The following is a 26024-nucleotide window of genomic DNA, read 5'->3' as shown; positions in this document are numbered from 1 at the left end:
CCGGTGGATCCGGCGTTTCAACCATGACGCATTCTTAGCGGTACTGCCCGTCGTTAATCCTGTCGAAGCCTTCGTTCAGGGCAATCGAGGGTGCAGTCACAGTGAAATTATCGCGATATTTCTCGAACAGTTCCTTCTGGCGGTCGGTGAGATCAAGAGAGAGCACATCATCCACACTCTCGTAAGGACCGCCCAGCACGATTTTTCCGGCCAGGGTTGGGTACATCCCGGGGAATTGCTGGAAGCGCCGCACGGATGAGTTATTCAGATCAACCTTGTCGCCACGTTCGGCGATCTTGTCGTCAGCCACATTGCGGATGTCAGCGGCCTGGACATCAGAGGGCATGGCCAGAGTCATCAGCAAGCCAGCCATGACGACGAGACCTGTCAGCCAGGACAGCAGACGCTTCATGAAATTCTCCGTCTGAGAATCGGAACGGGATATGCCGGCAGAACCGACCAGCAAACCTTACAAGTGCTCTCCCCAGGCATCGCATAAAACCGCAGGGTTTTTGCAGTTCGTTTCAGATGAGCCCGCTCAGGCCTGGTGCCAGCAAAGAAATCCCCAGGAACACACCATCAATCACCAAGGTGGTGAACAGCACAGAGGTTGCGACTGCCCATGCTGAAGAACCGTCTCCAAACTGATCAGCTCTGGAACGGCATTCAGCCACCAGTCTCGTAATCAATGCCGCAGCCAGGATCACGACCAGGAGAGACTTTGGTGTTAAGACCTGAGATGCTGCTTTTTGCAGCAGGACAGGCGCTTGGTCGGCCGTAGCCGTCACCACGTCGGGCCAGAGAGTCATCACCCCGGAGATGGCCATCGAGAGGTCAGTGAAGACAGTTCCAACCAAAGACGCCAGGTAAAAAGCACATGCGCAACGCCAGCGGGTGTTCAGTCCTGCGACCGCCAGAGGAAGCGCGAACGCCTCAACCGGCAAATGCAGAACTGGGTGCGCAGACAACCATCCCCAAAACAAACTTCCCGCCATCCAACTGCCGCTGAATCCCAAGATGAGGGCTCCAAGATCGCGCTGTTGGCTCCGCTCCGCGTTAAGGCTCAACAGGATTCCCGCAACAGCAAGAAAGAGCCCGAACAGACAGGAACTGAATGGTTGGTGACGGACCCATGGCGCCTGCACGAACACAGGCATCACCACCAGAGCAGATGCCCAAAAGGGGAGGGACGCCAGAACTGCAGCTGTAGGAAGCCTCCGCCTGCCCAGGGCCGGGTTTTGCATCAGCCCACTGGACAAGGCGTCACCTCCGGTATGTGAAGAAAGAGACGAAACCTTAGAAGATCTGAGCGTGAGCGAGGGGTGCACGCTCAATGTTCAGCAGCACTGGCATCCGAAGCCCGTTGGGCATAGCGTCCGACCACCTAACCATTGGAATCTGCGGTGTCGGAGCCCGGTCTTCTTGAAGCCATCTGGAGAGATTTCGTTCTCGGCGTTGTGCAGGGCCTCACTGAGTTTCTGCCCATCAGCAGCACAGCCCATCTCAAAATTGTGCCGGTGCTTGCCGGTTGGGGCGATCCAGGCGTCTCGGTGACCGCTGTGATTCAACTGGGCAGCATCGTTGCGGTGATCGCCTACTTCAGGGCAGATCTGGCCGGCGTTTTGCGCGGGGTCAGTGGTGCTGTGCTGAGGGGGCAGTGGCGGGAGCCGGAGGCGCGACTGGGAATCGCCATGGCGATCGGTACCTTGCCCATTCTTTTTGCCGGACTCGCTATCAAGCTGTATTGGCCTGGCTACGAAACCTCGCCGCTACGCAGCGTGCCCGCAATCGCTGGGGTGTCCATCCTGATGGCCCTGCTTCTTGCCCTCGCCGAACGCCTGGGACCGCGCTCCAAGCAGCTCGATCAGGTGCAGGGCCGGGATGGGCTGGTTGTGGGATTGGCCCAGGTTCTGGCCCTGATTCCCGGTGTTTCTCGCTCCGGCAGCACACTCACCGCGTCGCTGTTTGACAGTTGGAAACGGCCCGACGCAGCACGATTTTCTTTTCTGCTGGGCATTCCTGCGATCACCATTGCGGGACTGGTGGAGCTCAAGGATGCGTTCACTGAGCCCAGTGCGGGGGGGGTGCTGCCCCTGATGGTTGGGATCGCTTCCGCAGCAGTGGTCTCATGGTTGGCCATCGACTGGTTGCTCAAGTTCCTGCAGCGACACAGCACCTGGGTGTTTGTGATTTATCGATTGCTTTTCGGGGTTCTTTTGCTGGCCTGGTGGGCTGGCTCTGGCTCAAACTGAAATCAGTTGGATCCATTTTGTGTGGAATGAACCCTCCGCAGGTGTGGCCGTTGCCGCTCTCGATCCGTCCAGCGCTGGGCGTCAGCCCCAGCCTGCGGTTGTCGCATCGGTGGAGCCTGGTTCGATCGGTGAGGAGCTCGGCTTCGAACCCGGCGACCAGCTGCTCAGCGTTAATGGTGTTCGCCCGCGTGATCTGATTGATTACCGTTATTTGACGGTTGAGGAGGATCTCATCCTCGAGGTACAAGACAGCGCTGGGGAGCTCCATCGCGTTCAACTCGAAAAGGATGCGGATGATGGCCTCGGGCTTGCGTTCACCGAGGCGCTGTTTGATGGCTTGCGGCAATGCACCAACCGCTGCCCGTTCTGTTTCATCGATCAGCAGCCGCCTGGGCATCGCGACAGCCTTTATCTGAAAGACGACGACTACAGGCTCAGTTTTCTGTACGGCTCCTACCTAACGCTGACCAATCTCAGCGAAAGCGACTGGAGTCGCATCGAAGAGCAACGCCTTACTCCCCTGTTCGTGTCGGTGCATGCCACAGAGCCAGGTCTGCGTTCCCGACTGCTCGACAACCCCCGGGCGGGTGATCTGCTCCATCAGCTCGACTGGTTCGCGCGCCGTGGGTTGCAGATTCATGCCCAGGTGGTGGTCTGCCCAGGGCTCAACGATGGCGAGGCTTTGGTTCGCACACTCACCGACCTGGCGCAGTTTGGGACTGGGGAATGGCCCGCCGTTCTCTCAGCCGCGGTTGTTCCCGTGGGATTGACGCGCTTCCGGCCTGCTGAGGATGGACTGCGGGCTGTTACACCTGCGGATGCACGCACAGTGATTGAGGCTGTGGAATTGCTCCAAGCCCGATTCCAGCAACAGATCGGTAGTCGGTTCGCCTGGCTGTCTGATGAGTGGTATCTGATGGCTGGTCAGCCCTTGCCTCCGAGGGGTGACTACGAAGATCTTCCTCAACAGGAAAATGGTGTCGGCACGATTCGGGCTTTCCTTGAAGCTCTCGACCAGGCCACAGTGATGCTTCCCGAGAGGATCGACTCGCCTCTTCACAGCAGTTGGGTGGTGGGCCGTCTGGTGGATCGGGCTTTGGCACCGGTGCAAGCACGCTTGAATCGGGTGAACGGCGTCTCGCTGACGTTGCATGGATTGCCGAGCCCTTACTGGGGCCAGGATCAGGTGGTGACAGGCCTCTTGACCGGAGAAGACCTTGTGAAAGGACTCGCGGATCAACCGTTGGGGGATCAGCTGCTTCTCCCCTCTGTGATGCTCCGCCAGGGCCAGCCTGTGTTTCTGGATGACATGACACTGGATCAATTGCAAAGCAAGTTGCCGGTGCCGATCCGGATCGTGCATGGAGCAGCTGACATCGTGGCTGCTGTTCTCGGTCAGCAGCCCAAAACCCCCTAAGCTCCGCCCAGCCCTGGATTTGTTGTGCGTCGGACTGCTGCACGTCTTCTGTTGATCGCAGGAGTATTGCCCTCTGTCATTGGTGTAGCGGTAAGTGCGCAGGACGCCTCGAGCGTTGATGCTTCGGCGGCAGCGGATGGTTCTGCGCTGATCGATCAGTCGACGCTCCCCACTGCGACTGAGATCAAGGGGTCAAGGCCGAAAGCAGATCCCTCGGTTCTTCCCCCCGCAGCAACCACACTTCCAGAGAATCAAGAATCGCTCAAAGCCCCTCCGAGCCTTGCTCTGCCTGACAAGCCGGACCAGGTCAGAATTCGTGAGCTGCGCCCCCTCACGCTTGCCGAGGTAGAGCGTCTGGTTGAGGTCAACAATCCCAGCCTGAAAGCGGTGGCAAGCCAGGTTCAACAGGCCAAATCAAGTCTGCGTGCGGCCCTCTCGGCTTGGTACCCCACACTGAATCTCAATGCCAACGGTCTTCCCCAGTACCTAGCCGGAGAGCAGCAAACCTTCGATCGGAGCCGCTCTGAGATTGTGAACCCGGTGACGGGTCTCGAACAGCCTGAAGATCGACTCACGAATTCGGCGGTCTGGTCCGCCAATTTTGGAGCCCAATTGAACTGGAACTTGATCGACCCGGCCAGGGTTCCTCAGATTGCGGCTGCAAGAGATAACTACGAACGCACCCGAGATACCTATCTGATCGCTTTGCGTGAGATACGTCTCGAAGCAGCAATTTCCTATTTCCAGCTTCAGCGTCAAGACGAGCAGGTTCGAATCGGTCAACAATCCGTTCGAGCTTCACTGGTGAGTCTTCGCGACGCCCGAGCCCGTTACCAAGCGGGTGTGGCGACCAAACTCGAAGTATTAGAAGCCGAAACTCAGCTCGCTCGTGACCAACAGCTCCTCACCACTGCTCTTGGCGACCAGGTGAATGCGCGTCGATCCTTGGCATCGCTCATGGATCTTCCTCAGGACATCACCCCCACATCCGCTGCGCCTGCTCGTGTGCTCGGGCTGTGGGAACCATCGCTTCAGGAAAGCATCATCGCGGCCTATACCTTTCGGGAGGAACTCGATCAATTCCTTCTGGATATCTCGATCAATAACAGCAATGCCAACGCAGCCCTAGCTGCTGTTCAGCCTGTGCTGAGTATCTTTAACAATTTCACGTCCCAGCGTTTTCAGGGTGAGACCAACGCGCGGCCTCCAGTGAGCACCGAGGTGTATGGATGGAGCCTGGATAACACTGTGGGGTTGTCGGCGACCTGGAATATTTTTGATGGTGGTCGAGCCCGCGCCGAGTACCGCCGCAACAAGCAGGCTGCCGAGGAGAGTCAGTACAACTTCGCTTCCCAGCGCGACAGCATCCGCAGGGAAGTGGAACAGAGTTTCTACGATCTGAGAGATTCACAGCAAAACATCCGCACGACAACGCGAGAGGTCTTATCGGCGACTGAATCTCTGCGCCTGGCCAGGCTGCGTTTTCAAGCAGGGGTAACAACCCAGCGTGAGGTCGTCGATAACCAGCGTGACCTCACCAGTGCCGAGGTGCGTTATGCCGATGCAGTTCTTTCTTACAACGCCAGCCTGGCGGAGTTGAGGCGGCGTACAGGTTTGGACCAAGTAAAAGCTTGCCCGCCGCTCAATCTGCCCGGCAAGAAGCCTGAGGTAGACCGAATGGAGTCTGTTCCCATCGAACCGGCTCCCAATACGCCAGCTTGTGAGGCGTCTCAGCTCGGCGCTTGAGCCCTCTCGGACTGTGACTTCAGCTCCCCTCTCTCCGGCGCAGCTGCTGGCTGTTCATCAACTTCTTGATGGCGTTGCTGAAAGACAACGGCATGATTTTGGTCACATCGTCTCCGATGTGAAGCCCGACGGCAGTTTGATCACCGCCTGTGATCGTTGGAGTGATGAGACTCTCGTGCGGGGTCTTGCTCAGCTTTCCTCAGGAGAGAGCACGCTGAGTGAGGAAGGTGAGAAGCATTGCCCCACCACGTCGGCGTTCTGGGTGGTGGATCCACTGGATGGCACGACGAATTTTGCGGCAGGCATTCCCTATTGGGCAATTTCTGTTGCGCGATTTGTGGATGGTCAGCCGACGGAAGCGTTTCTTGACATCCCTTCTTTGAAACAGCGCATCGTGGCGATTCGGGGCCGTGGTGCCTGGCGCAATGGCAAACGGCTCACTGTTGAAACCCGTCTGGCGGCTGGAAGTGCTTGCGTTTCGCTCTGCAGCCGAGCGATTCGTGTGCTGCAGCGCCGTCATCAAGAGCCTTTCCCAGGCAAGATTCGTCTTCTTGGGGTTGCGAGCCTCAATCTTGTGAGTGTGGCGATGGGGCAGACCGTGGCGGCTTTGGAGGCCACCCCCAAGATCTGGGATCTCGCGGCGGCCTGGTTGGTGCTGTCTGAGCTGGGTTGCCCTGTGCTCTGGTTGCGGGAAGATCCAACCGCTCTTGTCCCCGGTCGCGATCTCTCTGATGTGGGTTTTCCTGTGCTCGCTGCCAGTTCCGAGGACCAGCTGACGCGGCTCAGGCCTTGGGGCGAGTCTTTGTTGCTGCCTTAGGGCTTGTGTTGTTGCGTTGAAGGGGTGAGGAGGTGTTATGGTTATGGACTGCGCGGGGGCTGAGGCCCGAAGCGCAGCTTTTAGATGCTTAGAGCGAGAGCTTGTAGTGTTTGGAAGTGCTTACAAGGCCAAAGGGGAGCGATCCCACGGTGTTGTAAGTTTCACAAGCGGCCGCGAGGCTGCACCGCCAACCGCTCTTGAAAGGGAGTGCGATGGCAGAACCTGGACAACTGAAAAGTTTAGGAACTGACGCTTTCATTGCGTTTGTTACTGATGAATCAACTGCGAGGTTGAGGAGTGAGTGATGAATGAAAGAGCGATGAAGGTGTGAGGTCCCGTCAACAATTATTCGTTGCAAAGAAGCATTGCGCTTACAGCTTGAGAGTTTTCACGAGCTTTGGAGTTGTCGGTGTGCGCAATGTGGAGCAACAACCGGATCTGAGATCCTGGAAAGTCATAGATAGAGAAATCTAGATGTGCACTCTTAAGAACCCTTTCTGTGTCAGCGGAAGGAGGCCTCAACTATTACCAGTATGTCTGAGTAGTGGGTGACGCAAATCAAGTTGAGATAGCGCGAGTTATCGAGAGGACTTGATCTACAACGGAGAGTTTGATCCTGGCTCAGGATGAACGCTGGCGGCGTGCTTAACACATGCAAGTCGAACGAACCTTCGGGTTAGTGGCGGACGGGTGAGTAACGCGTGGGAATCTGCCCTCAGGAGGGGGATAACGGCTGGAAACGGCCGCTAATACCCCATATGCCGAGAGGTGAAATGAATTTCGCCTGAGGATGAGCCCGCGTCTGATTAGCTAGTTGGTGAGGTAAGAGCTCACCAAGGCATCGATCAGTAGCTGGTCTGAGAGGATGATCAGCCACACTGGGACTGAGACACGGCCCAGACTCCTACGGGAGGCAGCAGTGGGGAATTTTCCGCAATGGGCGAAAGCCTGACGGAGCAACGCCGCGTGAGGGATGAAGGCCTCTGGGCTGTAAACCTCTTTTCTCAAGGAAGAAGATCTGACGGTACTTGAGGAATAAGCCACGGCTAATTCCGTGCCAGCAGCCGCGGTAATACGGGAGTGGCAAGCGTTATCCGGAATTATTGGGCGTAAAGCGTCCGCAGGCGGCCCTTCAAGTCTGCTGTTAAAACGTGGAGCTTAACTCCATCATGGCAGTGGAAACTGTTGGGCTTGAGTGTGGTAGGGGCAGAGGGAATTCCCGGTGTAGCGGTGAAATGCGTAGATATCGGGAAGAACACCAGTGGCGAAGGCGCTCTGCTGGGCCATAACTGACGCTCATGGACGAAAGCCAGGGGAGCGAAAGGGATTAGATACCCCTGTAGTCCTGGCCGTAAACGATGAACACTAGGTGTCGGGGGAATCGACCCCCTCGGTGTCGTAGCCAACGCGTTAAGTGTTCCGCCTGGGGAGTACGCACGCAAGTGTGAAACTCAAAGGAATTGACGGGGGCCCGCACAAGCGGTGGAGTATGTGGTTTAATTCGATGCAACGCGAAGAACCTTACCAGGGTTTGACATCCTGCGAACCTCTTGGAAACGAGAGGGTGCCTTCGGGAACGCAGTGACAGGTGGTGCATGGCTGTCGTCAGCTCGTGTCGTGAGATGTTGGGTTAAGTCCCGCAACGAGCGCAACCCACGTCTTTAGTTGCCAGCATTTAGTTGGGCACTCTAGAGAGACCGCCGGTGATAAACCGGAGGAAGGTGTGGATGACGTCAAGTCATCATGCCCCTTACATCCTGGGCTACACACGTACTACAATGCTACGGACAAAGAGCAGCAAGTTCGCGAGGACAAGCAAATCTCATAAACCGTGGCTCAGTTCAGATCGTAGGCTGCAACTCGCCTACGTGAAGGAGGAATCGCTAGTAATCGCAGGTCAGCATACTGCGGTGAATACGTTCCCGGGCCTTGTACACACCGCCCGTCACACCATGGAAGTTGGCCACGCCCGAAGCCGTTACTCCAACCCTTGTGGAGGAGGACGTCGAAGGTGGGGCTGATGACTGGGGTGAAGTCGTAACAAGGTAGCCGTACCGGAAGGTGCGGCTGGATCACCTCCTAACAGGGAGACAAACAACGATTTTGATGTCTGAGTGTTTTTATTCTTAGGCCGAAATCCTGTCACCTTAGGTCGATCGGTACCTCAGCTTTGAAGCCATCAAGTTTGCAGCGATGCAAGTGAGGATGGTGGAGATTTTTAGTTCCTAAACTTTGTCTAGGTCACACCCCTGAAGGGATGAGACTCCTGGGCCATTAGCTCAGGTGGTTAGAGCGCACCCCTGATAAGGGTGAGGTCCCTGGTTCAAGTCCAGGATGGCCCATTCGGTGTTGGGGGTTTAGCTCAGTTGGTAGAGCGCCTGCTTTGCAAGCAGGATGTCAGGAGTTCGAGTCTCCTAACCTCCACTGACCGAACTGTATCCCCATCTCCAAAAGGAATTGGAGTATGAGTTCGATTGGAGTGTGATTTTAGACGTGTCCGCTGGATGACCCCAGCTTCCTGTCATTCCAAATGAAAGCAAAGAGAGTTTTGCTTGTTGTGTTTGGTTGATAAGATGCTGGGCTCAAGTCAAATGATCAAGCAATTGATGGTTTGATTTGAAGTTCTAGCAGAACCTTGACAACTGCATAGGTAAGTCTGGAAAGAATAAAGCATCTCATGGATGATGCGATGACTCTAGATAATGATCCGAAAGGATGATTAAAAGGAGTGATTGCGAATTCTATAGAGCAAGAGCCGAGACTCCATCACGTTCTTTTGATTGTGTCGAGCAATCAAGAGTTTGATTCTTGATTCAGCAATGAATCAGGGAAAATCTGTTTCAACGACAGCAAGCGTGTTGGAGATTATATGGTCAAGCTACAAAGAGCTCACGGCGGATACCTTGGCACACAGAGGCGATGAAGGACGTGGTTACCTGCGATAAGTCTCGGGGAGCTGGAAACACGCTTTGATCCGGGAATTTCCGAATGGGGCAACCCCTAGAACGGCCAGCTGAATCCATAGGCTGGCGCGAGCCAACCCAGCGAACTGAAACATCTTAGTAGCTGGAGGAAAGGAAAGTAAAAACGACTCCCTAAGTAGCGGCGAGCGAACGGGGAAGAGCCTAAACCGACAGTTTCGACTGTCGGGGTTGTGGGACAGCAATGTGGATCAGGAATGTTAGTGGAAGTGTTTGAAAGACACGCCACAGAAGGTGAAAGCCCCGTACACGAAAACTGAACTGACCTAGCTGTATCCCGAGTAGCACGGAGCACGTGAAATTCCGTGTGAATCCGCGAGGACCACCTCGTAAGGCTAAGTACTCCTGTGTGACCGATAGCGAAACAGTACCGCGAGGGAAAGGTGAAAAGAACCCCGGGAGGGGAGTGAAATAGAACATGAAACCGTGAGCTTACAAGCAATGGGAGCCCTACTCATAGGGTGACCGTGTGCCTGTTGAAGAATGAGCCGGCGACTTATAGGCACTGGCGGGTTAAACCGGAAATGGTGGAGCCATAGCGAAAGCGAGTCTGAATAGGGCGTTTGTCAGTGTTTATAGACCCGAACCCGGGTGATCTAACCATGGCCAGGATGAAGCTTGGGTGATACCAAGTGGAGGTCCGAACCGACTGATGTTGAAAAATCAGCGGATGAGCTGTGGTTAGGGGTGAAATGCCAATCGAACCCGGAGCTAGCTGGTTCTCCCCGAAATACGTTGAGGCGTAGCGTCTCGTGCTCCAGCAGGGGGGTAAAGCCACCATTTCGGTGCGGGCTGCGAGAGCGGTACCAAATCGAGATGAACTCTGAATACCCTGTGTGTAGCGAGGCAGTCAGACTGTGGGGGATAAGCTCCATGGTCGAGAGGGAAACAGCCCAGACCGCCAGCTAAGGTCCCCAAATCAACACTAAGTGATAAAGGAGGTGGGATTGCCCAGACAACCAGGAGGTTTGCCTAGAAGCAGCCATCCTCAAAGGAGTGCGTAATAGCTCACTGGTCGAGCGATCCTGCGCCGAAAATGAACGGGGCTAAGTGTTGTACCGAAGCTGCGGATTTATGGTAGGGGAGCGTTCTATGTGGGGCGAAGCGTTAGCGTGAGCGGGCGTGGACTGCATAGAAGTGAGAATGTCGGCTTGAGTAGCGAAAACATGGGTGAGAATCCCATGCACCGAAACCCTAAGGGTTCCTCCGGCAGGCTCGTCCGCGGAGGGTTAGTCTGGACCTAAGGCGAGGCCGAAAGGCGTAGTCGATGGATAACAGGTCAACATTCCTGTACCGGTTATGTTTTGGGAAGAGGGACGGAGAAGGCTAGCCAAGCCAGATGTTGGTTACTGGTTCAAGCGTTCGAGGCGTTGAGGAGCGGAGAAAACGTTCCGAGCTGAGGCGTGAGTACGAGCTGCTACGGCAGCGAAGTTGGTGATGTCATGCTTCCAAGAAAAGCTCTATACCCGTTAAGGCATAACTGCCAGTACCCGAAACCGACACAGGTGGGGTGGTAGAGAATACCGAGGTGCGCGAGGTAACTCTCTCTAAGGAACTCGGCAAAATGGCCCCGTAACTTCGGGAGAAGGGGTGCCACCGCAAGGTGGTCGCAGTGAAGAGGCCCTGGCGACTGTTTACCAAAAACACAGGTCTCCGCTAAGTCGCAAGACGATGTATGGGGGCTGACGCCTGCCCAGTGCCGGAAGGTTAAGGAAGCCGGTCAGCGTAAGCGAAGCTGGCGACTGAAGCCCCGGTGAACGGCGGCCGTAACTATAACGGTCCTAAGGTAGCGAAATTCCTTGTCGGGTAAGTTCCGACCCGCACGAAAGGCGTAACGATCAGGGCGCTGTCTCGGAGAGAGGCTCGGCGAAATAGAATTGTCTGTGAAGATGCGGACTACATACACCCGGACAGAAAGACCCTATGAAGCTTTACTGTAGCTTGGTATTGTGCCCGGGCTCTGAATGCGCAGGATAGGTGGGAGACGTTGAACCAGTGCTTGCGGGTGCTGGTGAGTCAATGGTGAGATACCACTCTTTCAGAGCTAGGGTTCTAACGTTCACCCGTTATCCGGGGAGCGGACAGTATCAGGTGGGCAGTTTGACTGGGGCGGTCGCCTCCTAAAAGGTAACGGAGGCGCGCAAAGGTTTCCTCAGGCTGGTTGGAAATCAGCCGACGAGTGCAAAAGCAGAAGGAAGCTTGACTGTGAGACCTACAAGTCGAACAGGGACGAAAGTCGGCTTTAGTGATCCGACGGTTCTGAGTGGAAGGGCCGTCGCTCAACGGATAAAAGTTACTCTAGGGATAACAGGCTGATCTCCCCCAAGAGTTCACATCGACGGGGAGGTTTGGCACCTCGATGTCGGCTCATCGCAACCTGGGGCTGAAGTCGGTCCCAAGGGTTGGGCTGTTCGCCCATTAAAGCGGTACGCGAGCTGGGTTCAGAACGTCGTGAGACAGTTCGGTCCATATCCGGTGTATGCGTAGGAATATTGAGAGGATTTCTCCCTAGTACGAGAGGACCGGGAGGAACGCACCTCTGGTGTACCAGTTATCGTGCCAACGGTAAACGCTGGGTAGCCATGTGCGGAGTGGATAACCGCTGAAAGCATCTAAGTGGGAAGCCCACCTCAAGATGAGTATTCCCATGGGGTAACCCAGTAAGGTCACGGGAAGAACACCCGTTGATAGGCTCTACGTCGAAGTCCAGTAATGGATGCAGCGGAGGAGTACTAATAGACCGAGGGCTTGACCATTAATTTGGCTCTTGTCTGAGGCAAGTTTTATTCAGACAGACACGTTATGTGAAGCGAGAGCTTTGTGTAATGACCTATGCAGTTCTCAGGGTTCAATCCTTGGGAATGAAACTATCCTGGTGTCCATGGCGCTGTGGAACCACTCCGATCCATCTCGAACTCGGTTGTGAAACGCAGCAGCGGCGACGATATTTGGGGGGTAGCCCCCTGAGAAAATAGCTCGATGCCAGGTAAAACATTCCAAACGAAGAAAGCCACCCATGCGGGTGGCTTTTTTTGTGGCTTCTTTCTTGCGCGCTAGTTTGGAGGTACGGTGCAATCTTGATCTGATGGCCAAACGGCTACTTCTGCGCCGCATCTTGCGATCCCTCTGGTTGGCCTATCAACGTTGGGCGGGAACTGACTGTGTGGATCTCAGTGCTGCTTTTGCGTATTACACACTGCAGTCGATTTTTCCGATCCTTCTGATTTCATTGTCCCTTGCCTCATTCTTGTTGGGAAGGCAGGATAATCTCGATCAAGAAATCATTAGTTACGCCAGTGGCGTTTTGCCGCCTTCTGCTGTCGCAATCGTGCGGCAGACGTTGATTCAGCTGGTGCAGCAGGGTTTTGGTGCAGGACTTCTCGGTGCTGCAGTGTTGCTTGTAACGGCAGGGAATGTCTATCTAACGCTTCAGAGGGGGGCAGATCGTCTTTGGAGAGATGCTCTTCGGCCGATGCCGGATTCCATTCCTCTGGGGGCTCAAGCTTTTCAGTTTGTGCGCGTGCGTATCGAAGCCTTTTTTGTCGTCATTCTGATTGGTCTCTTGATTGTTGCGGATCAGATTGGTGCCAATTTGCGCATGATTCCCGCTGGTGCACTCGAAGATTTGCAGCAATCTCTCCCTTGGTTCGCTGATTTCCTTGATGGCTTTCCCTTGATCCAGGTTGGGCGTGTGTTGTTTTCTTTTGTAGGATTTTCTGCCATGGCTCTGCTGTTGCAGGCTCTTCTGCCAAGTCGTCGTGTGCCTTTCATCCCTTTGATCCCTGGCTCGTTGTTGATCGGGTTTTTGCTGACAGTTTTGAATCTTGCGGTGAGTCGAAGTATCCTTTCCCTAGGGGCTCGTTTTCAGGCTTATGGCGTCATTGGTGGCGTTTTGGTGCTTACATTATGGGTGTACATGGTGGGTGTTGTGATTTATTTTGGTCAGTGTTGGAGTGTTGAACTTGCTTTGCTGAGGCAGAAGCAGAGTGTTGATCCTCTCGCCTCTCACATCCACTGATCGGTGAACCAAGTCATTATGAATTCTGTTCGTTTCGTGTGAGGTTGTGAATGGGTCGTGTTCCTCCTCTTGTCTGGCTTTTAGCTCTGCTTCTGTTGCTACCCACGACAGCAGGACGCGCTTTGGTTGGGGTTTTTGGCGGAGCAGCCCTTCTATTGCTGAGCCTCTCCCTGGTTTTGGGGGGCCTTGGTTGGTTGGGCTGGAAGCGAATGAAAAGCCAGTTCAAGGTCTGCGGTAATTGCGGCGCCACCAACCTTGGTTCGGCGACGGTCTGTGTTGCCTGTGGCTCGGCTCTGGATATCGGCTCCCAACCATCGGCGAATGGTTCATTCGATGCCGACGCCACGCCAGCCAGTTCCGCAACGATTGACATCACCGCTGAGGATGTGGACTCTTGAAAACTCAATTCTGTCCGATCAGACAGAAGACTTTTCACAAGAAGCCGCAGACACGTCTGCTGCCAGTTCGTTAAGCCGTCGTTCCCGTAGATAAAGAAAGAGAGGGCCTCCGCAGGCAAAGGAAACGGTCACACATGCAAGAAGTGTGAGTCGCCAGCCCTTCACCTCCAGGCGGCGTCCTTCGAGGACAATCCAGATCGAGAATGCGCTCGCAGCTACTAAGAGATCACGGCTTAGTGAACGAGAAGCTGCAGTGAGATTGGCGTCTTTGATGAAGCCTGCGAGGTCAAAACCAGCTGCTGCGCTGGATTGCATGAATTCAAGATTGGCTTGCCATGGAAGAACGGCGCCGAGCACTGCCAGCGTTAGATAAATCCAGGGCAACGTTCTAGACACGAGGCGGACAATCAATCGATTCTCGTTCCAGCGTATCGGGGTTGAGTAGGGCAACGCTCTGTTCGACTTCTTCAAGCAGTTCTTCGCATCGGCTCAGATAGATCTCGGCCCGCTGATGACTTCCTTGCAGTTCAGCCAATGGAAGCGAATCATCCTGAAGTTTCGTTAGCAGCAGATCCAGTGCCTGGAGAGACTCCTCGTAGCTCAGAGATGCGGCATCCTCTCTCCACTGGCTTTGTTCATCGTCGTGTGATCGTTTCGATTTGCGTGGCATCGGAATGGTTGGCTGAGGTTGTGCGGTTGGTTTCAGGTGGAGGGGCCTCAGGAATTGCTCCTGATGGCCACTGTGCTGACGTCGATCTCTCCGTCGCTGAGGTGAATGACCAGTGGCTGAGACGGGCTGGCATCAGCGACGGTTTGAAGCAGGTGTCCGTCGCTGCGGGTCACGGTGGCGAAACCACGGGCCAGCCATCGTTGGGGAGACAGCGCCTGCAGCAGCTGTCCGCGTTGTTCCAAGTGTTCACGTCTCCGTACGACAACTGCTGTAGGACTGGCTTGAATCAGAGCGTCTCGTCTCTGGATCAATCGTTCCTCCTCCCTGCGTAGTCTCCAGATTTGTGACTGCAGCAGTTGCCTTCGGCATTGGCTGAGGAACTGCAATGCTGCGGAACGGGTGGGCAAAAGGCTCACAATCGCAGCAGTTGGCGTGGCTGCCCGGAAATCGGCGACAAGATCTGCGACGGTGAGGTCGTCCTCATGCCCCAGTCCTGTCACCACCGGGACTGGGAAGTGCGCCAACGTTCTGCAGAGGACTTCATCGTCGAAGACCATCAGGTCCTCTCGGCTTCCTCCCCCTCGCGCCAAGACGACCGCATTCACACGCAATGACTCCACTTGTTGTGCCAGGCGCTCCAGCACAGAGCAGATCTTTGGTGCAACATCTCCCTGTACGGGGATAGGAATCACGAGGAGCTCGGTCAAAGGCCAGCGTTCCTTCGCTGTGCGCAACATGTCGGCGAGAGCTGAGCTCGGAACGCTTGTGAGCAGGGCGATCCGCTGGGGTGCAAGTGGAAGGGACCTCTGTCTTGAGGAATCAATCAATCCTTCTTTGCTGAGAAGCGCTTTCACCGCCTCGAAGCGTCGCTCGATCGTGCTCCTGCTAGGACGCAAGTCGATCGCCTGTACGGCAAGGCTGGCTCGAGCGGCCCAGAAGTTCAGCTTTCCCACCACCGTGACGCCTTCGCCTTCAGCGGGGACGAAGTTCAGTTGTTGCAGCCTTGAAGCCCAGCAAACAACAGTGATGCTTGCGCTCCCGTCGCTGAGCGTCAGCCAGAGATGTCCTTTCTTGATCTGCGGACGCAGGGCACTGCCGTGCACAAGAAACCTGGGAGCAAAACCTCGTTCGAGAAGTGCACCCACGGAAGTATTTAACTCCTGAACGGAGTAGCTGGGAATGGTGTCAGCGTTCAAGACGGCGGTAAGCGAACCACCAATAAAGGCAGAGGGCACTGGCCAACACACTGACGATCTGCCCCCAGGGTTGGGTCAGTTGCGTGAGCGCAATGGCAAGAATCACCAGTGCACTGCTGAGCAACCTCGCTCCATCGCGTCGGTTCTTGGCAAAAAATGGAAGCAATCGACTCACAATGCGACCTTCACTCTCTCGCAGAGCGGTTGCCATGAAAAAGCCCACCGGTGGTCCAGTGGGCTTAAGAGAGAGATTGGAGCTTGACGCTGAAATCAGCCGAGGCCGATCTGGGTCAGGATGCCCTGGCCGGTGAGCAGCTCGGTGCCAAGACCGATTACGAAACCGAGCATGGCCAGACGGCCGTTCCAGGTTTCAGCAAAGTTGACGAAGCCGAAGCGGGGTTGTGCGGAGTCAGACATGTTGGAAAGTCCCTAACGGGTCCAATGTAACAAAGGGTTGACTTTTATTGACTGTCGCTATGGCGACATCACGAGGCATTTTTGGTTTTGCGCGTTGCAACGGCATCCGCTGGGGAATCAGGCCATGGGTGTTTGGGGTACCGACCACGCATCTCCTTGCGAACGTCGTGATAGCTGCCCTCCCAGAATCCCCGCAGGTCTCCGGTGCGCTGAAGGGGGCGGCCCGCAGGAGAGAGCAGTTCCAGGGTGATCGGAAGGTGTCCACTCAGCAGGCGAGGACTGTCTGTGCAGCCGAACATCTCCTGAAGCTTCACGGCGAGAACGACCCCATCCTCTTCGTACGTCAGTGCCGCATCGCGCCCACTCGGGATGCGAATTGTTGTGGGCAGCAACGCATCAAGATTGCGCCGAAAGCCCCACGCAATGTCTCCCCAGAGGGCCTCAATCAGGCTCGCTTCATTCAGCTCCCCCCAGCTGCGGGATTCCAGGCTTGCTTCTTTGAGCCAATGCTCTGGATGATTTTGGAGAAAGGGCTTCTCGCGGCATGGCCAAGGTGTGCCGATGCGCGCGTGGGCCAGCTGAAGCCGTCGGCGGAGTTGCTCGCTGTGTTGACTCCAGGGCAAGAGCACTAACCCCTCACGCCTGAGCCGTTCTAGTAAGACATCGCTAATGGCCTCGGCTGAAGGCTTGGGCCAAGGCTGACGTTTCAGCTCAAGAGCGCCGAGAGACAGAATTCGTTCTGCGCGGATTTTCTGTTGGCGGTCGTCCCAGTCGACGTCTTCCCGCCACTGCCCGTCGGCTTCAGCGAGGCTTTCAAGCCAGCTCTTTGGCATGGGGATGGCCAGGCGGATCCGTGCGTCGCGACCACTGAGATCGAGCTGAGCCACGGCGAGCGCTTCGGCATGGCTCAACGCATCGTCGTCTTGAAGGGTTGCTCCTCGTCCTTGCCTCAGCAGAAACTTCCCTGGGCGTTGGTCGCGAGCGAGAGCTAGCCATTCGGGGAAAGCCTTGGCCACCAGGAGTCCAGCCATCCAGTCCCATGCCTCGTGCGGGGAGGTGCTGCGGGGAATGTCCGAGAGCCTGTCCAGCTCCCTTTGCCATTGCTTGCTCTGCTGAAGGATGGCGGCAGAACCTGTTGTTTCCCCCCGCCGCTTTGATTGCCGGAGTGTCTGAAGCCCACGAAGGAGGTCGCACCCTTCAGAGCGAATGCCAGGGAGATTTCGTTCGCTCAACAGGGCTGCGAGATCGCAGCCAAGCTGCTCGACCCCCCTGCGACGGGCTTCAACCATCATCAACCCCAGCCTGGGATGAACGCCGAACGTCGCCACATGGCGACCCTCTTTGGTGATCTGCCCTTCTGGATCAATGAGGCCGAGCTGCTGCAGCTGCTGACGCCCTTCAAGAAAGAGGGCTTGCGGAGGTGGTTCAAGCCATGCCAAGTCCTCCCCTAATCCAGCTCCCCAGCGGGCGAGATCGAGCAGGGTTGGCTGTGGATCGGCCCGTTGGAGTTCGGGTAGATCCTGCACAGGGCGTCGCTGCTGATCAGCAGAAGACCACAGGCGGATGCAGCGTCCTGGGGCCTGTCGACCCGCACGCCCCCGTCGTTGATCAGCACTGGCTTGACTTGCCGGGATGGTCTCCAGCCCCTCCATGCCCGTGCCCGGATCAAACCGTGTGTGACGGCTCATGCCGGCATCGATCACCAGTCGAACGCCGTCGAGGGTGAGTGAGCTTTCAGCAATCGATGTGGCGAGCACCACACGGCCATCCCATTCGCGATTGCAGGGTTGAAGTGCGTAGGACTGCTGACTGAGAGAAAGCTGGCCGTGAAGGGGAATGCTCTCCCAGTCCTGCAGCCGGTTAGAGCCCTTGATCCGCCTGAGGCAGCGGTCGATTTCCTTGAGACCCGGCAGGAACACCAGAACAACCGGGGGATGGGTGCTGATGAGCCGTTCGTTCTCGAGATAAGCCAGCTCCGCCTCGAGCGCGCGGAGCACATGCAGATCCAGGGACTCCTGGTTGCGCGGTGGACAGTGGAGGGTGTCGACGGGAAAGGCCCGTCCCTCGCTGCGCAGGGTCCTGGCTCCATCCAACTGTCGACTGAGGTCACCGAGCTGCAGCGTCGCCGACATCAGCAGGACCCTCAGATCCGGCCTGAGCAGGTCCCTCGCCTCGCGTAGCAGTGCCAGGGCCACGTCGCTGTCGCGACGACGCTCATGAAACTCGTCGAAGATCACACAGGTCACCCCTGGGAGGTCGGGTTGTGCCTGAAGCCTGCGCAGAAATAAGCCATCGGTGATGGCTTCAATGCGGGTCTTTGGGGAACGCCTTTGTTCGTTTCGTACCGAGTAACCCACGCGTCCGCCGACGGGTTCGCCGAGAGAGTCCGCAAGACGAGCTGCTGCTGCCCTCGCTGCAAGTCGCCTGGGCTCAATAAGGAGGATCTTGCCCTCCATGGATGCGCCATCGGCAAGCTCGCCGATCAGCGCCAGGGGAACGCGGGTGGTTTTTCCAGCTCCTGGAGGAGCCTGCAGGATCACGGTGGCCCCTGGTACAAGCAGGGACTGCAGCTCCGGCAGCAGGGAATCGATGGGGAAGGGACCCGTCAGGGGCTGCTCCCGTTAGCTGAACAGCTCGAGAACTCCCAGTAGGAGAAGGCTGCTGAGTGCTCCCATGGCAGCGAGGAGGCGCACAAGAGGCGCGAAACGAAAACGGAGTGTGGCCATGAAGAAAACCTTAAAGGCCGAAGTGACTCTGTTCTAGTCCGATGCGTCTTTTTGCACCAGCTCCGCTTTGCAGGGCTTCACAGATCGTGCGAATGGTCAACGCACGTGTCTGGCGCCATCCACAGGGTGATACTCCTCTCCCGTGAGCTCTTCGTAAACGATGGCTGGAAGTCCCGTTTCAAACATGGTCTGAAGGGCTTCCTTCAGATAAGGGTTCCAGCCACCGGTGCTCACCTGCCCATGGCGCACCGTCCAGTCCCATGTCCCCTGAAGGTCTCTCGGGATGCGTCCTTCGCGATCCCTGCGGGCCACGAGGTCGAGAGACTCAACCAGGCCAACCTGCACGGGATCTTTGCCGTAGGCAGGTGTCAGGCTCAGTTCCAGCCGAACGGGATCCTCTTTGAGAAGGCGAAGCCGGAAACGCGGCGGCAACTTCACGGATTTGATCACTGCAGCAACGATCCGTGTTCTTTGGTCCACCAGGAAGTTCCCCCCTACGAGTCCGAAACGAGCCGTCTTGCAGCTCATCCATCCAACTTATTCACCAGAGCGATCAGCAGGTTCTCCCTCGTCGTCGTCGCTGAAACGAACCGTCAGCAGATTTTCTTCGGTCAGGCGGCCTTCGCCATCCAGTAGCTCGGGATGGATGGTCACTTTTCCAGTTCGATCATTGCGGCTTGCAGGTGCATTAAGCGGCCGTCCTGCTGCACTGAAACCCCGACCCATCACTTTGAACGCCTGCCAGAGCAGGGCCAGGAAGATCAGTCCATAAATCAGTGGAAAAAGACTACTCAGCATGGCGGAAGCCTGAATGGCAATCGGGGGCGGTCCTCCCTGTTCATCATCGCTGCAGACAGCAGAAAGCGGCATCATTCCAATCCCGCCGGTCGCATCCGGTCATGAAACGGTCGGGCTTCCCTCTGGCCTGTCCCGGGATTGCTCCCTACGGTCAAATGCAAGATTCAACGCCCCTCCGCCCATGGCTGTGGCTGATCCTTCCGCTCTTCGGATTTCGGCGCGACGCGTCAGCAACAGGAGTGGCCTGATTTCTCTGATGGTGACGGCGTCATTGTTTGGCCCCTTGGTGGGGCCATGGGGGGCCAGACCTGCGAAGGCCGTCCCAGCGCCTTCATCTGTGCTGTCCTCTCAATCGTTTGTTGCCGGAGCAGTGGCTCGCAGCGGTCCTGCCGTCGTCACACTCGAGACCCAACGCACGGTGAGGACATCAACAGGCAATGGCCTTCCACAGGGGCTGCTGATGGACCCCTTCTTTCAACGGTTTTTCGGTCTGCAGGGTCAGGCTTCTCCCCGCTCTCGTGTTGAGCGCGGCCAGGGAAGTGGTGTGATCTTTGATGCCCAGGGCCTCGTCCTGACCAATGCACACGTCGTGGAAAACACCGACCAGGTGATGGTGGGTCTTCCAGATGGCCGTCGTGTGTCTGGTCAGGTGGTGGGGCAAGATTCCGTGACGGATCTGGCTGTGGTGAAACTGGAGGGTGGAAGCAGCTGGCCAACGGCACCGCTCGGCAATTCCGATCAGCTCCGTGTTGGAGATTGGGCGATTGCTGTCGGCAATCCTTTCGGGCTTGAGAACACGGTCACCTTGGGGATTGTGAGCAATCTCAATCGCAATGTGTCCCAGCTGGGAATTCAGGGCAAACGCCTGGATCTGATCCAAACGGATGCAGCCATCAATCCAGGAAACTCAGGCGGCCCCCTTCTCAATGCCAATGGAGAGGTCGTGGGCATCAACACGCTTGTGCGATCAGGACCGGGCGCTGGCCTGGGATTTGCGATCCCGATCAACCGTGCCAAGACCATCGCCATGCAGCTCGTCGAGCAGGGGCGTGCCAGCCATCCGATGGTCGGAATTGGTCTTTCCTCAATCCCTGCATCCACTCCCGGAGGCAGAACACCTCCAGGAGCCGTCGTTCGCTCCGTCGTTTCCGGTGGTCCTGCCGCACGGGGGGGGCTGCAGGTGGATGATGTGATCGTGGCCGTGGCAGGTGTTGCCGTGAAGAGCCCTGCCGAGGTGGTGACAGCGATCGACCGCAGTGGAGTGGGGCGACCTCTGGAGCTCCGGGTCGAGCGTCAGGGCCGTTCGGTTCCCATCACGGTGACGCCTGTGGACATGCGCGCACTGAAGATGCGCTGATCAATCCTCATCAGCATCACGCAGCTGCTCGACACAGCGCGTAATGCATTCGCCGTCGTCGAGATTGCACGTGGTGATGCATTCGAAATAGGTTTCAACTGCATCCCAGGTCTGTTCATGGTCCGCTCCATTGGCCTGGCTCTGGGGGAGGCCGGCGGGCAGGGTTCCTTGGTGTGTCATCAGCTGCCGGGATCAGTAATGTCAGCTTATGCACACGTTCTGTGTGGGTAAAGGGAAATGAGTCTTCCTTCCTAGCTGTTCGTGAAGTTTCACCTTGCCGTGTCGAATTGCTGCGTTATGCAACTTTTTTGCGACGGCTATCGCGCTCTTTTTGCTTGTCGCGTTTGGCTTGGCGCTTGGCCTCCTGCTCCGCCTTCTGCAATGCCTCGTCGGTAGCTTGGCGCTCCTCCGTTTTCTTCTCGAGGTAGTAGTTGTAATCCCCCCGGTAGAGCACAAGCTCTCCATCGCGGAGTTCCACGATCCGGTTCGCGACCCGGGAAATGAAATATCGGTCGTGGGACACGAGTAGGGCTGCCCCCTCGTAGGCACAGAGTGCGTCCTCCAGCATTTGCTTGGCAGGAATGTCGAGGTGGTTGGTCGGCTCATCGAGAACCAGCAGATTGCAGGGGGTAAGAAGCATCAGGGCCAGGGCCAGGCGTGCTTTCTCGCCGCCGCTGAGCTGTCCCACGTCTTTGAAGACGCTGTCGTTGCTGAAGCAAAAGCTTCCGAGAAGAGAGCGCACCTGGGTCTGTGTCCAGTCCGGTACGGCTTCGAACATGGTGTCGATCACTTTTTTACCGAGATCCAGCGCCTCCGCCTGGTTCTGTTCGAAATAGCTCGCCACGATGTTGTGTTCGCCAAGGGTGGCGGCCCCTTCGTCAGGCGTTTCCAGCCCCATCACCAGGCGCAACAGAGTGGATTTGCCCGCACCATTAGGCCCAACGAAGGCGATCCGGTCCCCTCGCTCCACTTCAAGCTCAGCGCCAAGGAAGAGGATTTTGTCTCCATAGCTGTGGGTGAGGTTGTCGATCAGAGCCACCTGGGCTCCGGAACGAGGTGCCGGGGGAAAGCGGAAGCTTGGCCCTGCGACTGATTCGATCGGTGCTTCCACGCGATCCACCTTCTCAAGCTGTTTTTCCCGGCTTTTCGCCTGGGTGCTGCGGGTGGCACTGGCGCGGAAGCGGTCGATGTAGGCCTGCTGGGCAGCGATGTCCTTCTGCTGGCGATCAAACGCAGCTTGGGTGGCCTCCTGTTCAAGAGCTTTCTGCTCGAGGTGAGCTGTGTAGTTCCCCAGGTATGCGCGGGAGATTCCCCGCTCGGTGGACACGATCTGATTGCAGACCTGGTCGAGAAAGGCTCGATCGTGACTGATCACCACCAAGGCCGCGGTCTGCGTCTTGAGGTAGTCCTCCAGCCATTGGATCGTTTCCACATCCAGGTGATTGGTCGGCTCGTCGAGAAGCAGCAGATCTGGATCTTGGAGGAGGATCTTGCCGAGGGCGATGCGCATTTGCCAGCCACCGGAATAGTCCTTCACGAGCCGTTCGGCAGCTTCTGCTGTGAAGCCGATGGTGGGAAGCAGTTTGTCGATTCGAGCATCCAGCTCATAGCCGTGCAGGGATTCAAATCGGGTCTGAAGGGCCCCGAGGCGGTGAATGAGCTGGTCGAGATGCTCTGGATCGGAGGCAGCCTGCTCGGATGCCATGGCCAGCTCCACCTGTTTCTGTTCACGCAGCACCTGCGCTGCTTCGCCAAACGCCTGGAACAGCTCTTCACGAACCGTTCGCTCGGGGTCCACGTCGAATTCCTGCTGAAGAAAGGCGATTCGCGGTTCTCCCTGACGAACGATTTGACCGCTAGTGGGCTCCTCCAGCCCGGCGATCAGTTTCATCTGTGTGGATTTCCCCGCGCCGTTCACGCCGACAAGGCCAATGCGGTCGCCGTCTTTCACCTCCCAGGTCACATCACGGAGCACCTCCCCCGTCGGATAGATCTTGCTGACGCGCTCAAGTCGCAGCACAGGGGCGAAGGCAGATGCACTCATCATCCCGTGCCGGGGTGAGGGCAGACTGGGGATCGACGAGGCGGCGGTGATGCGGAGGCTTGAGCAGGTGGCAGCTCTTGTTGTCGCTGCAGGGTTGGCTCTGGTGAGTTACTGGTTGTTCTTTAGTTGGGCAGGCGGTGGCGGCACGCGTGAACGTCGTGTGGATCCGTCGCCCGCACCTCAGGCTTCCGTGCCGGTCAAAGCCCCCCTCTCGCTTTGACCAGCCACTGCTTGCTGAGGTCATCATCAAGATTGCTGATGTGAGCCTTCACCTCGTCGGCTGTCACCGGAAGCCTCAGTTGTTCACCGATCGCGCAGATGGCGTCGATGGCTCCAGCAGGGTTCTGTAGTGCCTGCCGGAAGAGTGAACGGGTGAGATCACGATCACCTTCGATGCGTTCGTAGAGCGCGGCTGCGTTGCCCATGGCACACCCATGTCTCACCGCACAGTATTCACGCCGCGTGGATCAGCCCAAAACCGCAAATTCTGTTTAAGCGGCTTGGTCGAGATCCGCCTCCTTCAGGCCTGCCGCTGAGGCGTCTTCCATGCTGCGGGCATCCATGCAGAGAACTTTGCGCAACTGGGCGTAATTGGCTGCCTGGGATGAACGTCCTTCCTGAACGGCGCCGTATTCAGCGCGCTGAAGAACATGGTGCAAATGGGTCAGCAGGTAGGTGCTGATGACTGCAGAGACCAGGACATCACTGTTTTCAGCGGCACGACGGGTCCGGCGAGTCCCGCCTGTCCGCCTGCTGCGAGGCGTCGGCTGGCGGGTGCTGGTGGCCTGGCTGGTGGAACGGGGCATGGCAGTCCTGGCTGAACGTCGAGAGGGGAGGGCAGATGAATGAGCCGTTGAGATGAACCGTTGAGATGAACCGGTGAATGAATCGCGCGTCAGGGGTCGGATCGATGACAGCAGCATAGTGCTGGATACTATCCTTGCGCATCTCTGTACACTTTTCAGTAGCTCTGCCTTTGCGGTCGTGGCAACCCGCCAAACTTCATCCAGCGGGAAGCCGAAGTCGCCACGAATTCAGGTGGTGCTGCCGGAAGATCTCTGCCTGCGCCTAACGGCTCTTGCCGAACAGGAATCCCGCACCGTGAGCAACATGGCCAAGGTGTTGATTCAGCAGGGGGTTCAGCGTTTGGAGCAGGGGGAAGCTGCCCCTCGCCCCAGCGCGTCTGCACCTCCTCAATCTCCGACCGATCGTCTGCGCTCAGCCCTCGAGGCCCAGCAGCCGAGGCGGTTGCGAGGGGCGCCTCGCAGGGTGCGGTTGTATCGCCCCAATGGCCCGGGCGCCTGATCAGGCAGGGTCGGCCCGAAGCCCGAGAACAGTTGACTTCGATGCACCAGTAATTGCAGGAGCGTTGCCGGGGTGCCCGCAGTGGTGCCACCAGGCCAGAAGCGCGAAGACGAGTGCTTCGCGGAACTGGGTGGGGAGATTCAATTCACTGCTCGGGCGAACGTGCACCCCAAGGCACCGCTGCCTGAGCTGCCGCATCAGGGTTCGATTCCTGCAGCCCCCGCCCGCAACCAGCAGCTCCACAGGCAGAGGCTGGCCTGTCGATGCCAGCCGGCGTAGATCCTGTGCCACCACAGCGGCGCTGAAGGCGGTGAGGGAGGCCAGCTGATCTGCGGGTGCCTGGGTTGCCAGCTGTTGGAGTCGCCGGTTGAGATCCTCCTGCCCGAACACTTCCCGTCCAGTGGATTTCGGCGGCGAGCTCAGGAAATAAGGTTCCTGAAGCCATCGCTCGAGAGTCTCCTCGGAAACGGTCCCGCGGCCCGCCAGCGCTCCATCCGTGTCGAATGTGTCCTGCCCTTGGCTGAGGCGGGTCATGGCCAGGTCCATCAAGGTGTTGGCAGGACCGCAATCCCAGCCCAGTACAGAGCGCTGGCGATCTGGCCCGGCGTTTGGTGGGATCAGCGTGATGTTGGCGATGCCACCCAGATTCAGGAGCCCTCGCCAGCCATCGATGCGACCCATCAGAGCGGCATCCGCCATGGGAACTAAGGGTGCGCCTTGACCTCCAAGCGCAAGATCGGCGGCTCGGAAGTCATGAATCACCGGTTGACCGCTCAGGTGCGCCAGGAGTGGAGCCTGGAGCATCTGCCAACTGGAGCCTCGGCGCCTGGACTCTTTCGACTGCTTGCTTGCAGGAGCAGGGGGGCGGTGCCAAATCGTCTGGCCATGGCAGCCCAGCAAGGAGGCCGAGCGCTCAGGATCGCAGAGATGGGCTGCTGTCGCCTGCATCTCAGTCACGGCTTCGGACATCTCCAGGAGATCGCAGGCGCTGGTGGGTTCACCCTGGGCCATGCGAATCAGTCGCTGTTTAAGGCCTGGGGGGTAGGGCACCGATGCGGTGTTCAGCAGAGCCCAGTCCGGGGCCTCAGGTCTGCCCTTGAACTGCGCGAGCGCCGCGTCAACCCCATCGGCACTGGTACCGCTCATCAAGCCGAGCACGCGCATGATCGAGAGCTGCTCAGGTTCGTGGAAGATTCTGAAGGTCTTCGGTGAGGCCCATGACGACCAGCACATGGCCGTTCAGAAGAATGTGCGAGGCGGGCGGATTCACCAGCAGTTCCCCTGCAGGGCCAGCAGCAAGAACGTTCACCCTGTGGTTTTTGCGCAAATTCAGATCGCGCAGTGACCGGCCCACAAAGCGTTCAGGAACTTTGATCTCCTCAATCGAGTGATGCTCATCGAGTTCCAGCCGCTCCATCAAATTGGGGCGAACAAGCTCGATCCCCAAACGTTCACCCTGCATCCGTGAGGGGAACACCACCCGATCAGCGCCAACACGCTTCAGCATCTTCTCGTGCAGATCGCTTGTGGCTCTTGCAATCACCTGGCGGACCCGGGTTCCTGCGCTGTCCTTCGCGATCAGAGTGGCCGTGATGCTGGCTTCGATCGGTTCACTGATGGCTACCACCACGATGTCCATATCGAGGATGCCTGCTTCACGCAGTGACTCCTCATCGGTGCAATCCACCACCCGCGCTTCGATGGAGGGTTCGAGCTGGCGCAGTTCCTCAATCGCCTTGGAGGAGCGATCGACGGCCAGCACTTCAGCGCCGTTCTGCATCAGCTGACGACAGACCGCGCTCCCGAAACGCCCGACGCCGACAATCCCGAAGCTCTGTGGATCGCTTTCGGTGGACTGCGACCAATTCCACCAGTCCCTCAT

Annotated in this window: 25 protein-coding genes, 2 tRNA genes and 3 rRNA genes; 14 read left to right on the top strand and 16 right to left on the bottom strand. The window is 57.4% G+C overall.

What is annotated here, in order from left to right; genetic code table 11:
* Positions 1-34 precede the first annotated feature (34 nt).
* Together psbU and SynMEDNS5_RS11295 are read right to left on the bottom strand one after the other, a co-directional pair.
* The gene (gene psbU, locus SynMEDNS5_RS11300; RefSeq protein ID WP_186583456.1) at positions 35-412 is read right to left on the bottom strand and encodes a photosystem II complex extrinsic protein PsbU; all 378 of its coding nucleotides are present in this window, start codon (positions 410-412) and stop codon (positions 35-37) included.
* A 112-nt stretch (positions 413-524) separates the two neighbouring features.
* Positions 525-1244: a DUF3120 domain-containing protein gene (locus tag SynMEDNS5_RS11295; RefSeq protein WP_186585985.1), complete on the bottom strand. Its 720-nt coding sequence runs from the start codon at positions 1242-1244 to the stop codon at positions 525-527.
* A 147-nt stretch (positions 1245-1391) separates the two neighbouring features.
* Between SynMEDNS5_RS11295 and SynMEDNS5_RS11290 the strand changes: the two genes are divergently transcribed.
* The 11 genes from SynMEDNS5_RS11290 (at position 1392) to SynMEDNS5_RS11240 (ending at position 13629) form a co-directional block, all read left to right on the top strand.
* Positions 1392-2252, top strand: a complete 861-nt coding sequence (locus SynMEDNS5_RS11290) for an undecaprenyl-diphosphate phosphatase (RefSeq protein ID WP_186583455.1) — start codon at positions 1392-1394, stop codon at positions 2250-2252.
* A gap of 19 nt (positions 2253-2271) precedes the next feature.
* A complete protein-coding gene (locus tag SynMEDNS5_RS11285; RefSeq protein ID WP_186583454.1) occupies positions 2272-3669 on the top strand; it encodes a TIGR03279 family radical SAM protein in 1398 nt (465 codons plus the stop codon).
* A 24-nt stretch (positions 3670-3693) separates the two neighbouring features.
* The gene (locus tag SynMEDNS5_RS11280) at positions 3694-5415 is read left to right on the top strand and encodes a TolC family protein (RefSeq protein WP_186583453.1); all 1722 of its coding nucleotides are present in this window, start codon (positions 3694-3696) and stop codon (positions 5413-5415) included.
* Between the two features lie 13 nt (positions 5416-5428).
* A complete protein-coding gene (locus SynMEDNS5_RS11275; RefSeq protein ID WP_186583452.1) occupies positions 5429-6232 on the top strand; it encodes an inositol monophosphatase family protein in 804 nt (267 codons plus the stop codon).
* A gap of 598 nt (positions 6233-6830) precedes the next feature.
* Positions 6831-8315 (top strand): 16S ribosomal RNA (locus tag SynMEDNS5_RS11270).
* Between the two features lie 185 nt (positions 8316-8500).
* Positions 8501-8574 (top strand) — tRNA-Ile (locus SynMEDNS5_RS11265).
* Positions 8575-8583: 9 nt separating this feature from the next.
* A tRNA-Ala gene (locus SynMEDNS5_RS11260) sits at positions 8584-8656 on the top strand.
* Positions 8657-9103: 447 nt separating this feature from the next.
* Positions 9104-11969: ribosomal RNA gene (locus tag SynMEDNS5_RS11255) — 23S ribosomal RNA — on the top strand.
* A gap of 115 nt (positions 11970-12084) precedes the next feature.
* Positions 12085-12201, top strand: a 5S ribosomal RNA gene (rrf, locus tag SynMEDNS5_RS11250).
* The 16S, 23S and 5S rRNA genes sit together here with 2 tRNA genes alongside, the layout of an rRNA operon.
* A 97-nt stretch (positions 12202-12298) precedes the next feature.
* The gene (locus SynMEDNS5_RS11245; protein WP_186583451.1) at positions 12299-13231 is read left to right on the top strand and encodes a YihY/virulence factor BrkB family protein; all 933 of its coding nucleotides are present in this window, start codon (positions 12299-12301) and stop codon (positions 13229-13231) included.
* A gap of 50 nt (positions 13232-13281) precedes the next feature.
* Entirely contained in the window at positions 13282-13629 is a 348-nt protein-coding gene (locus tag SynMEDNS5_RS11240; RefSeq protein WP_186583450.1) for a hypothetical protein, read from the top strand.
* A gap of 18 nt (positions 13630-13647) precedes the next feature.
* Here SynMEDNS5_RS11240 and SynMEDNS5_RS11235 read toward each other — a convergent pair whose 3' ends face one another.
* The 8 genes from SynMEDNS5_RS11235 to SynMEDNS5_RS11200 form a co-directional block, all read right to left on the bottom strand.
* The gene (locus tag SynMEDNS5_RS11235) at positions 13648-14025 is read right to left on the bottom strand and encodes a DUF2834 domain-containing protein (protein WP_186583449.1); all 378 of its coding nucleotides are present in this window, start codon (positions 14023-14025) and stop codon (positions 13648-13650) included.
* A complete protein-coding gene (xseB, locus tag SynMEDNS5_RS11230) occupies positions 14018-14299 on the bottom strand; it encodes an exodeoxyribonuclease VII small subunit (protein ID WP_186583448.1) in 282 nt (93 codons plus the stop codon). The genes SynMEDNS5_RS11235 and xseB overlap by 8 nt, the downstream gene beginning before the upstream one ends.
* Positions 14300-14346: 47 nt before the next feature.
* Entirely contained in the window at positions 14347-15495 is a 1149-nt protein-coding gene (gene xseA / locus SynMEDNS5_RS11225; protein ID WP_186583447.1) for an exodeoxyribonuclease VII large subunit, read from the bottom strand.
* Entirely contained in the window at positions 15485-15706 is a 222-nt protein-coding gene (locus SynMEDNS5_RS11220) for a hypothetical protein (protein ID WP_186586034.1), read from the bottom strand. The genes xseA and SynMEDNS5_RS11220 overlap by 11 nt, the downstream gene beginning before the upstream one ends.
* A gap of 59 nt (positions 15707-15765) precedes the next feature.
* Positions 15766-15912, bottom strand: coding sequence for a high light inducible protein (locus SynMEDNS5_RS11215; protein WP_011934079.1), 147 nt, complete (start codon positions 15910-15912; stop codon positions 15766-15768).
* A gap of 68 nt (positions 15913-15980) precedes the next feature.
* Complete coding sequence (gene hrpB, locus SynMEDNS5_RS11210) at positions 15981-18503, bottom strand: ATP-dependent helicase HrpB (protein ID WP_255440393.1); 2523 nt, start codon at positions 18501-18503, stop codon at positions 15981-15983.
* Between the two features lie 231 nt (positions 18504-18734).
* Entirely contained in the window at positions 18735-19118 is a 384-nt protein-coding gene (locus SynMEDNS5_RS11205) for a hypothetical protein (RefSeq protein WP_186585983.1), read from the bottom strand.
* A 57-nt stretch (positions 19119-19175) separates the two neighbouring features.
* Positions 19176-19436, bottom strand: a complete 261-nt coding sequence (locus SynMEDNS5_RS11200; protein ID WP_186583446.1) for a DUF2973 domain-containing protein — start codon at positions 19434-19436, stop codon at positions 19176-19178.
* A 181-nt stretch (positions 19437-19617) separates the two neighbouring features.
* Between SynMEDNS5_RS11200 and SynMEDNS5_RS11195 the strand changes: the two genes are divergently transcribed.
* Positions 19618-20793, top strand: a complete 1176-nt coding sequence (locus SynMEDNS5_RS11195) for a trypsin-like peptidase domain-containing protein (RefSeq protein WP_186583445.1) — start codon at positions 19618-19620, stop codon at positions 20791-20793.
* On the opposite strand, the gene SynMEDNS5_RS11190 is transcribed toward SynMEDNS5_RS11195, so the two are convergent.
* Together SynMEDNS5_RS11190 and SynMEDNS5_RS11185 are read right to left on the bottom strand one after the other, a co-directional pair.
* A complete protein-coding gene (locus SynMEDNS5_RS11190) occupies positions 20794-20973 on the bottom strand; it encodes a hypothetical protein (protein ID WP_186583444.1) in 180 nt (59 codons plus the stop codon). It lies immediately after the preceding gene.
* A 115-nt stretch (positions 20974-21088) separates the two neighbouring features.
* On the bottom strand, positions 21089-22840 hold the full coding sequence (locus SynMEDNS5_RS11185; RefSeq protein ID WP_255440149.1) for an ATP-binding cassette domain-containing protein: 1752 nt from the start codon (positions 22838-22840) through the stop codon (positions 21089-21091).
* A gap of 46 nt (positions 22841-22886) precedes the next feature.
* Here SynMEDNS5_RS11185 and SynMEDNS5_RS11180 point away from each other — a divergent pair, with 46 nt between their 5' ends.
* Positions 22887-23057 (top strand): hypothetical protein, encoded by a 171-nt coding sequence (locus SynMEDNS5_RS11180; RefSeq protein ID WP_186583443.1) that lies wholly within the window; start codon positions 22887-22889, stop codon positions 23055-23057.
* Here the strand turns inward: SynMEDNS5_RS11180 and SynMEDNS5_RS11175 are convergent.
* Together SynMEDNS5_RS11175 and SynMEDNS5_RS11170 are read right to left on the bottom strand one after the other, a co-directional pair.
* Positions 23035-23262 carry a hypothetical protein gene (locus SynMEDNS5_RS11175; RefSeq protein ID WP_186583442.1) on the bottom strand — a complete coding sequence of 76 codons (228 nt, stop codon included), beginning with the start codon at positions 23260-23262 and terminating at the stop codon, positions 23035-23037. The two genes, SynMEDNS5_RS11180 and SynMEDNS5_RS11175, sit on opposite strands and share 23 nt — an antisense overlap.
* A 66-nt stretch (positions 23263-23328) precedes the next feature.
* Positions 23329-23643, bottom strand: coding sequence for a hypothetical protein (locus SynMEDNS5_RS11170; protein WP_186583441.1), 315 nt, complete (start codon positions 23641-23643; stop codon positions 23329-23331).
* 178 nt (positions 23644-23821) lie between these two features.
* Between SynMEDNS5_RS11170 and SynMEDNS5_RS11165 the strand changes: the two genes are divergently transcribed.
* Entirely contained in the window at positions 23822-24142 is a 321-nt protein-coding gene (locus SynMEDNS5_RS11165; RefSeq protein ID WP_186583440.1) for a hypothetical protein, read from the top strand.
* Here SynMEDNS5_RS11165 and SynMEDNS5_RS11160 read toward each other — a convergent pair whose 3' ends face one another.
* A complete protein-coding gene (locus SynMEDNS5_RS11160; protein WP_186583439.1) occupies positions 24143-25306 on the bottom strand; it encodes an anhydro-N-acetylmuramic acid kinase in 1164 nt (387 codons plus the stop codon).
* Between the two features lie 13 nt (positions 25307-25319).
* Positions 25320-26024 (bottom strand): TrkA family potassium uptake protein, encoded by a 705-nt coding sequence (locus SynMEDNS5_RS11155; RefSeq protein ID WP_186583438.1) that lies wholly within the window; start codon positions 26022-26024, stop codon positions 25320-25322.

This window comes from Synechococcus sp. MEDNS5 (assembly GCF_014279875.1).
GTDB lineage: Bacteria > Cyanobacteriota > Cyanobacteriia > PCC-6307 > Cyanobiaceae > Synechococcus_C.
Note: the sequence above shows the minus strand (reverse complement) of the source record. Positions and strands in the feature narration are given on the sequence as shown.

Excerpts from the sequence above, each read along its gene's own strand:
- psbU (WP_186583456.1), bottom strand. The coding sequence starts at position 412 with ATGAAGCGTCTGCTGTCCTGGCTGACAGGTCTCGTCGTCATGGCTGGC.
- SynMEDNS5_RS11295 (WP_186585985.1), bottom strand. The coding sequence starts at position 1,244 with ATGCAAAACCCGGCCCTGGGCAGGCGGAGGCTTCCTACAGCTGCAGTT.
- SynMEDNS5_RS11245 (WP_186583451.1), top strand. The coding sequence starts at position 12,299 with ATGGCCAAACGGCTACTTCTGCGCCGCATCTTGCGATCCCTCTGGTTG.
- SynMEDNS5_RS11240 (WP_186583450.1), top strand. The coding sequence starts at position 13,282 with ATGGGTCGTGTTCCTCCTCTTGTCTGGCTTTTAGCTCTGCTTCTGTTG.
- xseB (WP_186583448.1), bottom strand. The coding sequence starts at position 14,299 with ATGCCACGCAAATCGAAACGATCACACGACGATGAACAAAGCCAGTGG.
- SynMEDNS5_RS11220 (WP_186586034.1), bottom strand. The coding sequence starts at position 15,706 with ATGGCAACCGCTCTGCGAGAGAGTGAAGGTCGCATTGTGAGTCGATTG.
- SynMEDNS5_RS11215 (WP_011934079.1), bottom strand. The coding sequence starts at position 15,912 with ATGTCTGACTCCGCACAACCCCGCTTCGGCTTCGTCAACTTTGCTGAA.
- SynMEDNS5_RS11200 (WP_186583446.1), bottom strand. The coding sequence starts at position 19,436 with ATGCTGAGTAGTCTTTTTCCACTGATTTATGGACTGATCTTCCTGGCC.
- SynMEDNS5_RS11195 (WP_186583445.1), top strand. The coding sequence starts at position 19,618 with ATGGCTGTGGCTGATCCTTCCGCTCTTCGGATTTCGGCGCGACGCGTC.
- SynMEDNS5_RS11190 (WP_186583444.1), bottom strand. The coding sequence starts at position 20,973 with ATGACACACCAAGGAACCCTGCCCGCCGGCCTCCCCCAGAGCCAGGCC.
- SynMEDNS5_RS11185 (WP_255440149.1), bottom strand. The coding sequence starts at position 22,840 with ATGATGAGTGCATCTGCCTTCGCCCCTGTGCTGCGACTTGAGCGCGTC.
- SynMEDNS5_RS11180 (WP_186583443.1), top strand. The coding sequence starts at position 22,887 with ATGCGGAGGCTTGAGCAGGTGGCAGCTCTTGTTGTCGCTGCAGGGTTG.
- SynMEDNS5_RS11175 (WP_186583442.1), bottom strand. The coding sequence starts at position 23,262 with ATGGGCAACGCAGCCGCGCTCTACGAACGCATCGAAGGTGATCGTGAT.
- SynMEDNS5_RS11170 (WP_186583441.1), bottom strand. The coding sequence starts at position 23,643 with ATGCCCCGTTCCACCAGCCAGGCCACCAGCACCCGCCAGCCGACGCCT.
- SynMEDNS5_RS11160 (WP_186583439.1), bottom strand. The coding sequence starts at position 25,306 with ATGCGCGTGCTCGGCTTGATGAGCGGTACCAGTGCCGATGGGGTTGAC.
- SynMEDNS5_RS11155 (WP_186583438.1), bottom strand. The coding sequence starts at position 26,024 with ATGAGGGACTGGTGGAATTGGTCGCAGTCCACCGAAAGCGATCCACAG.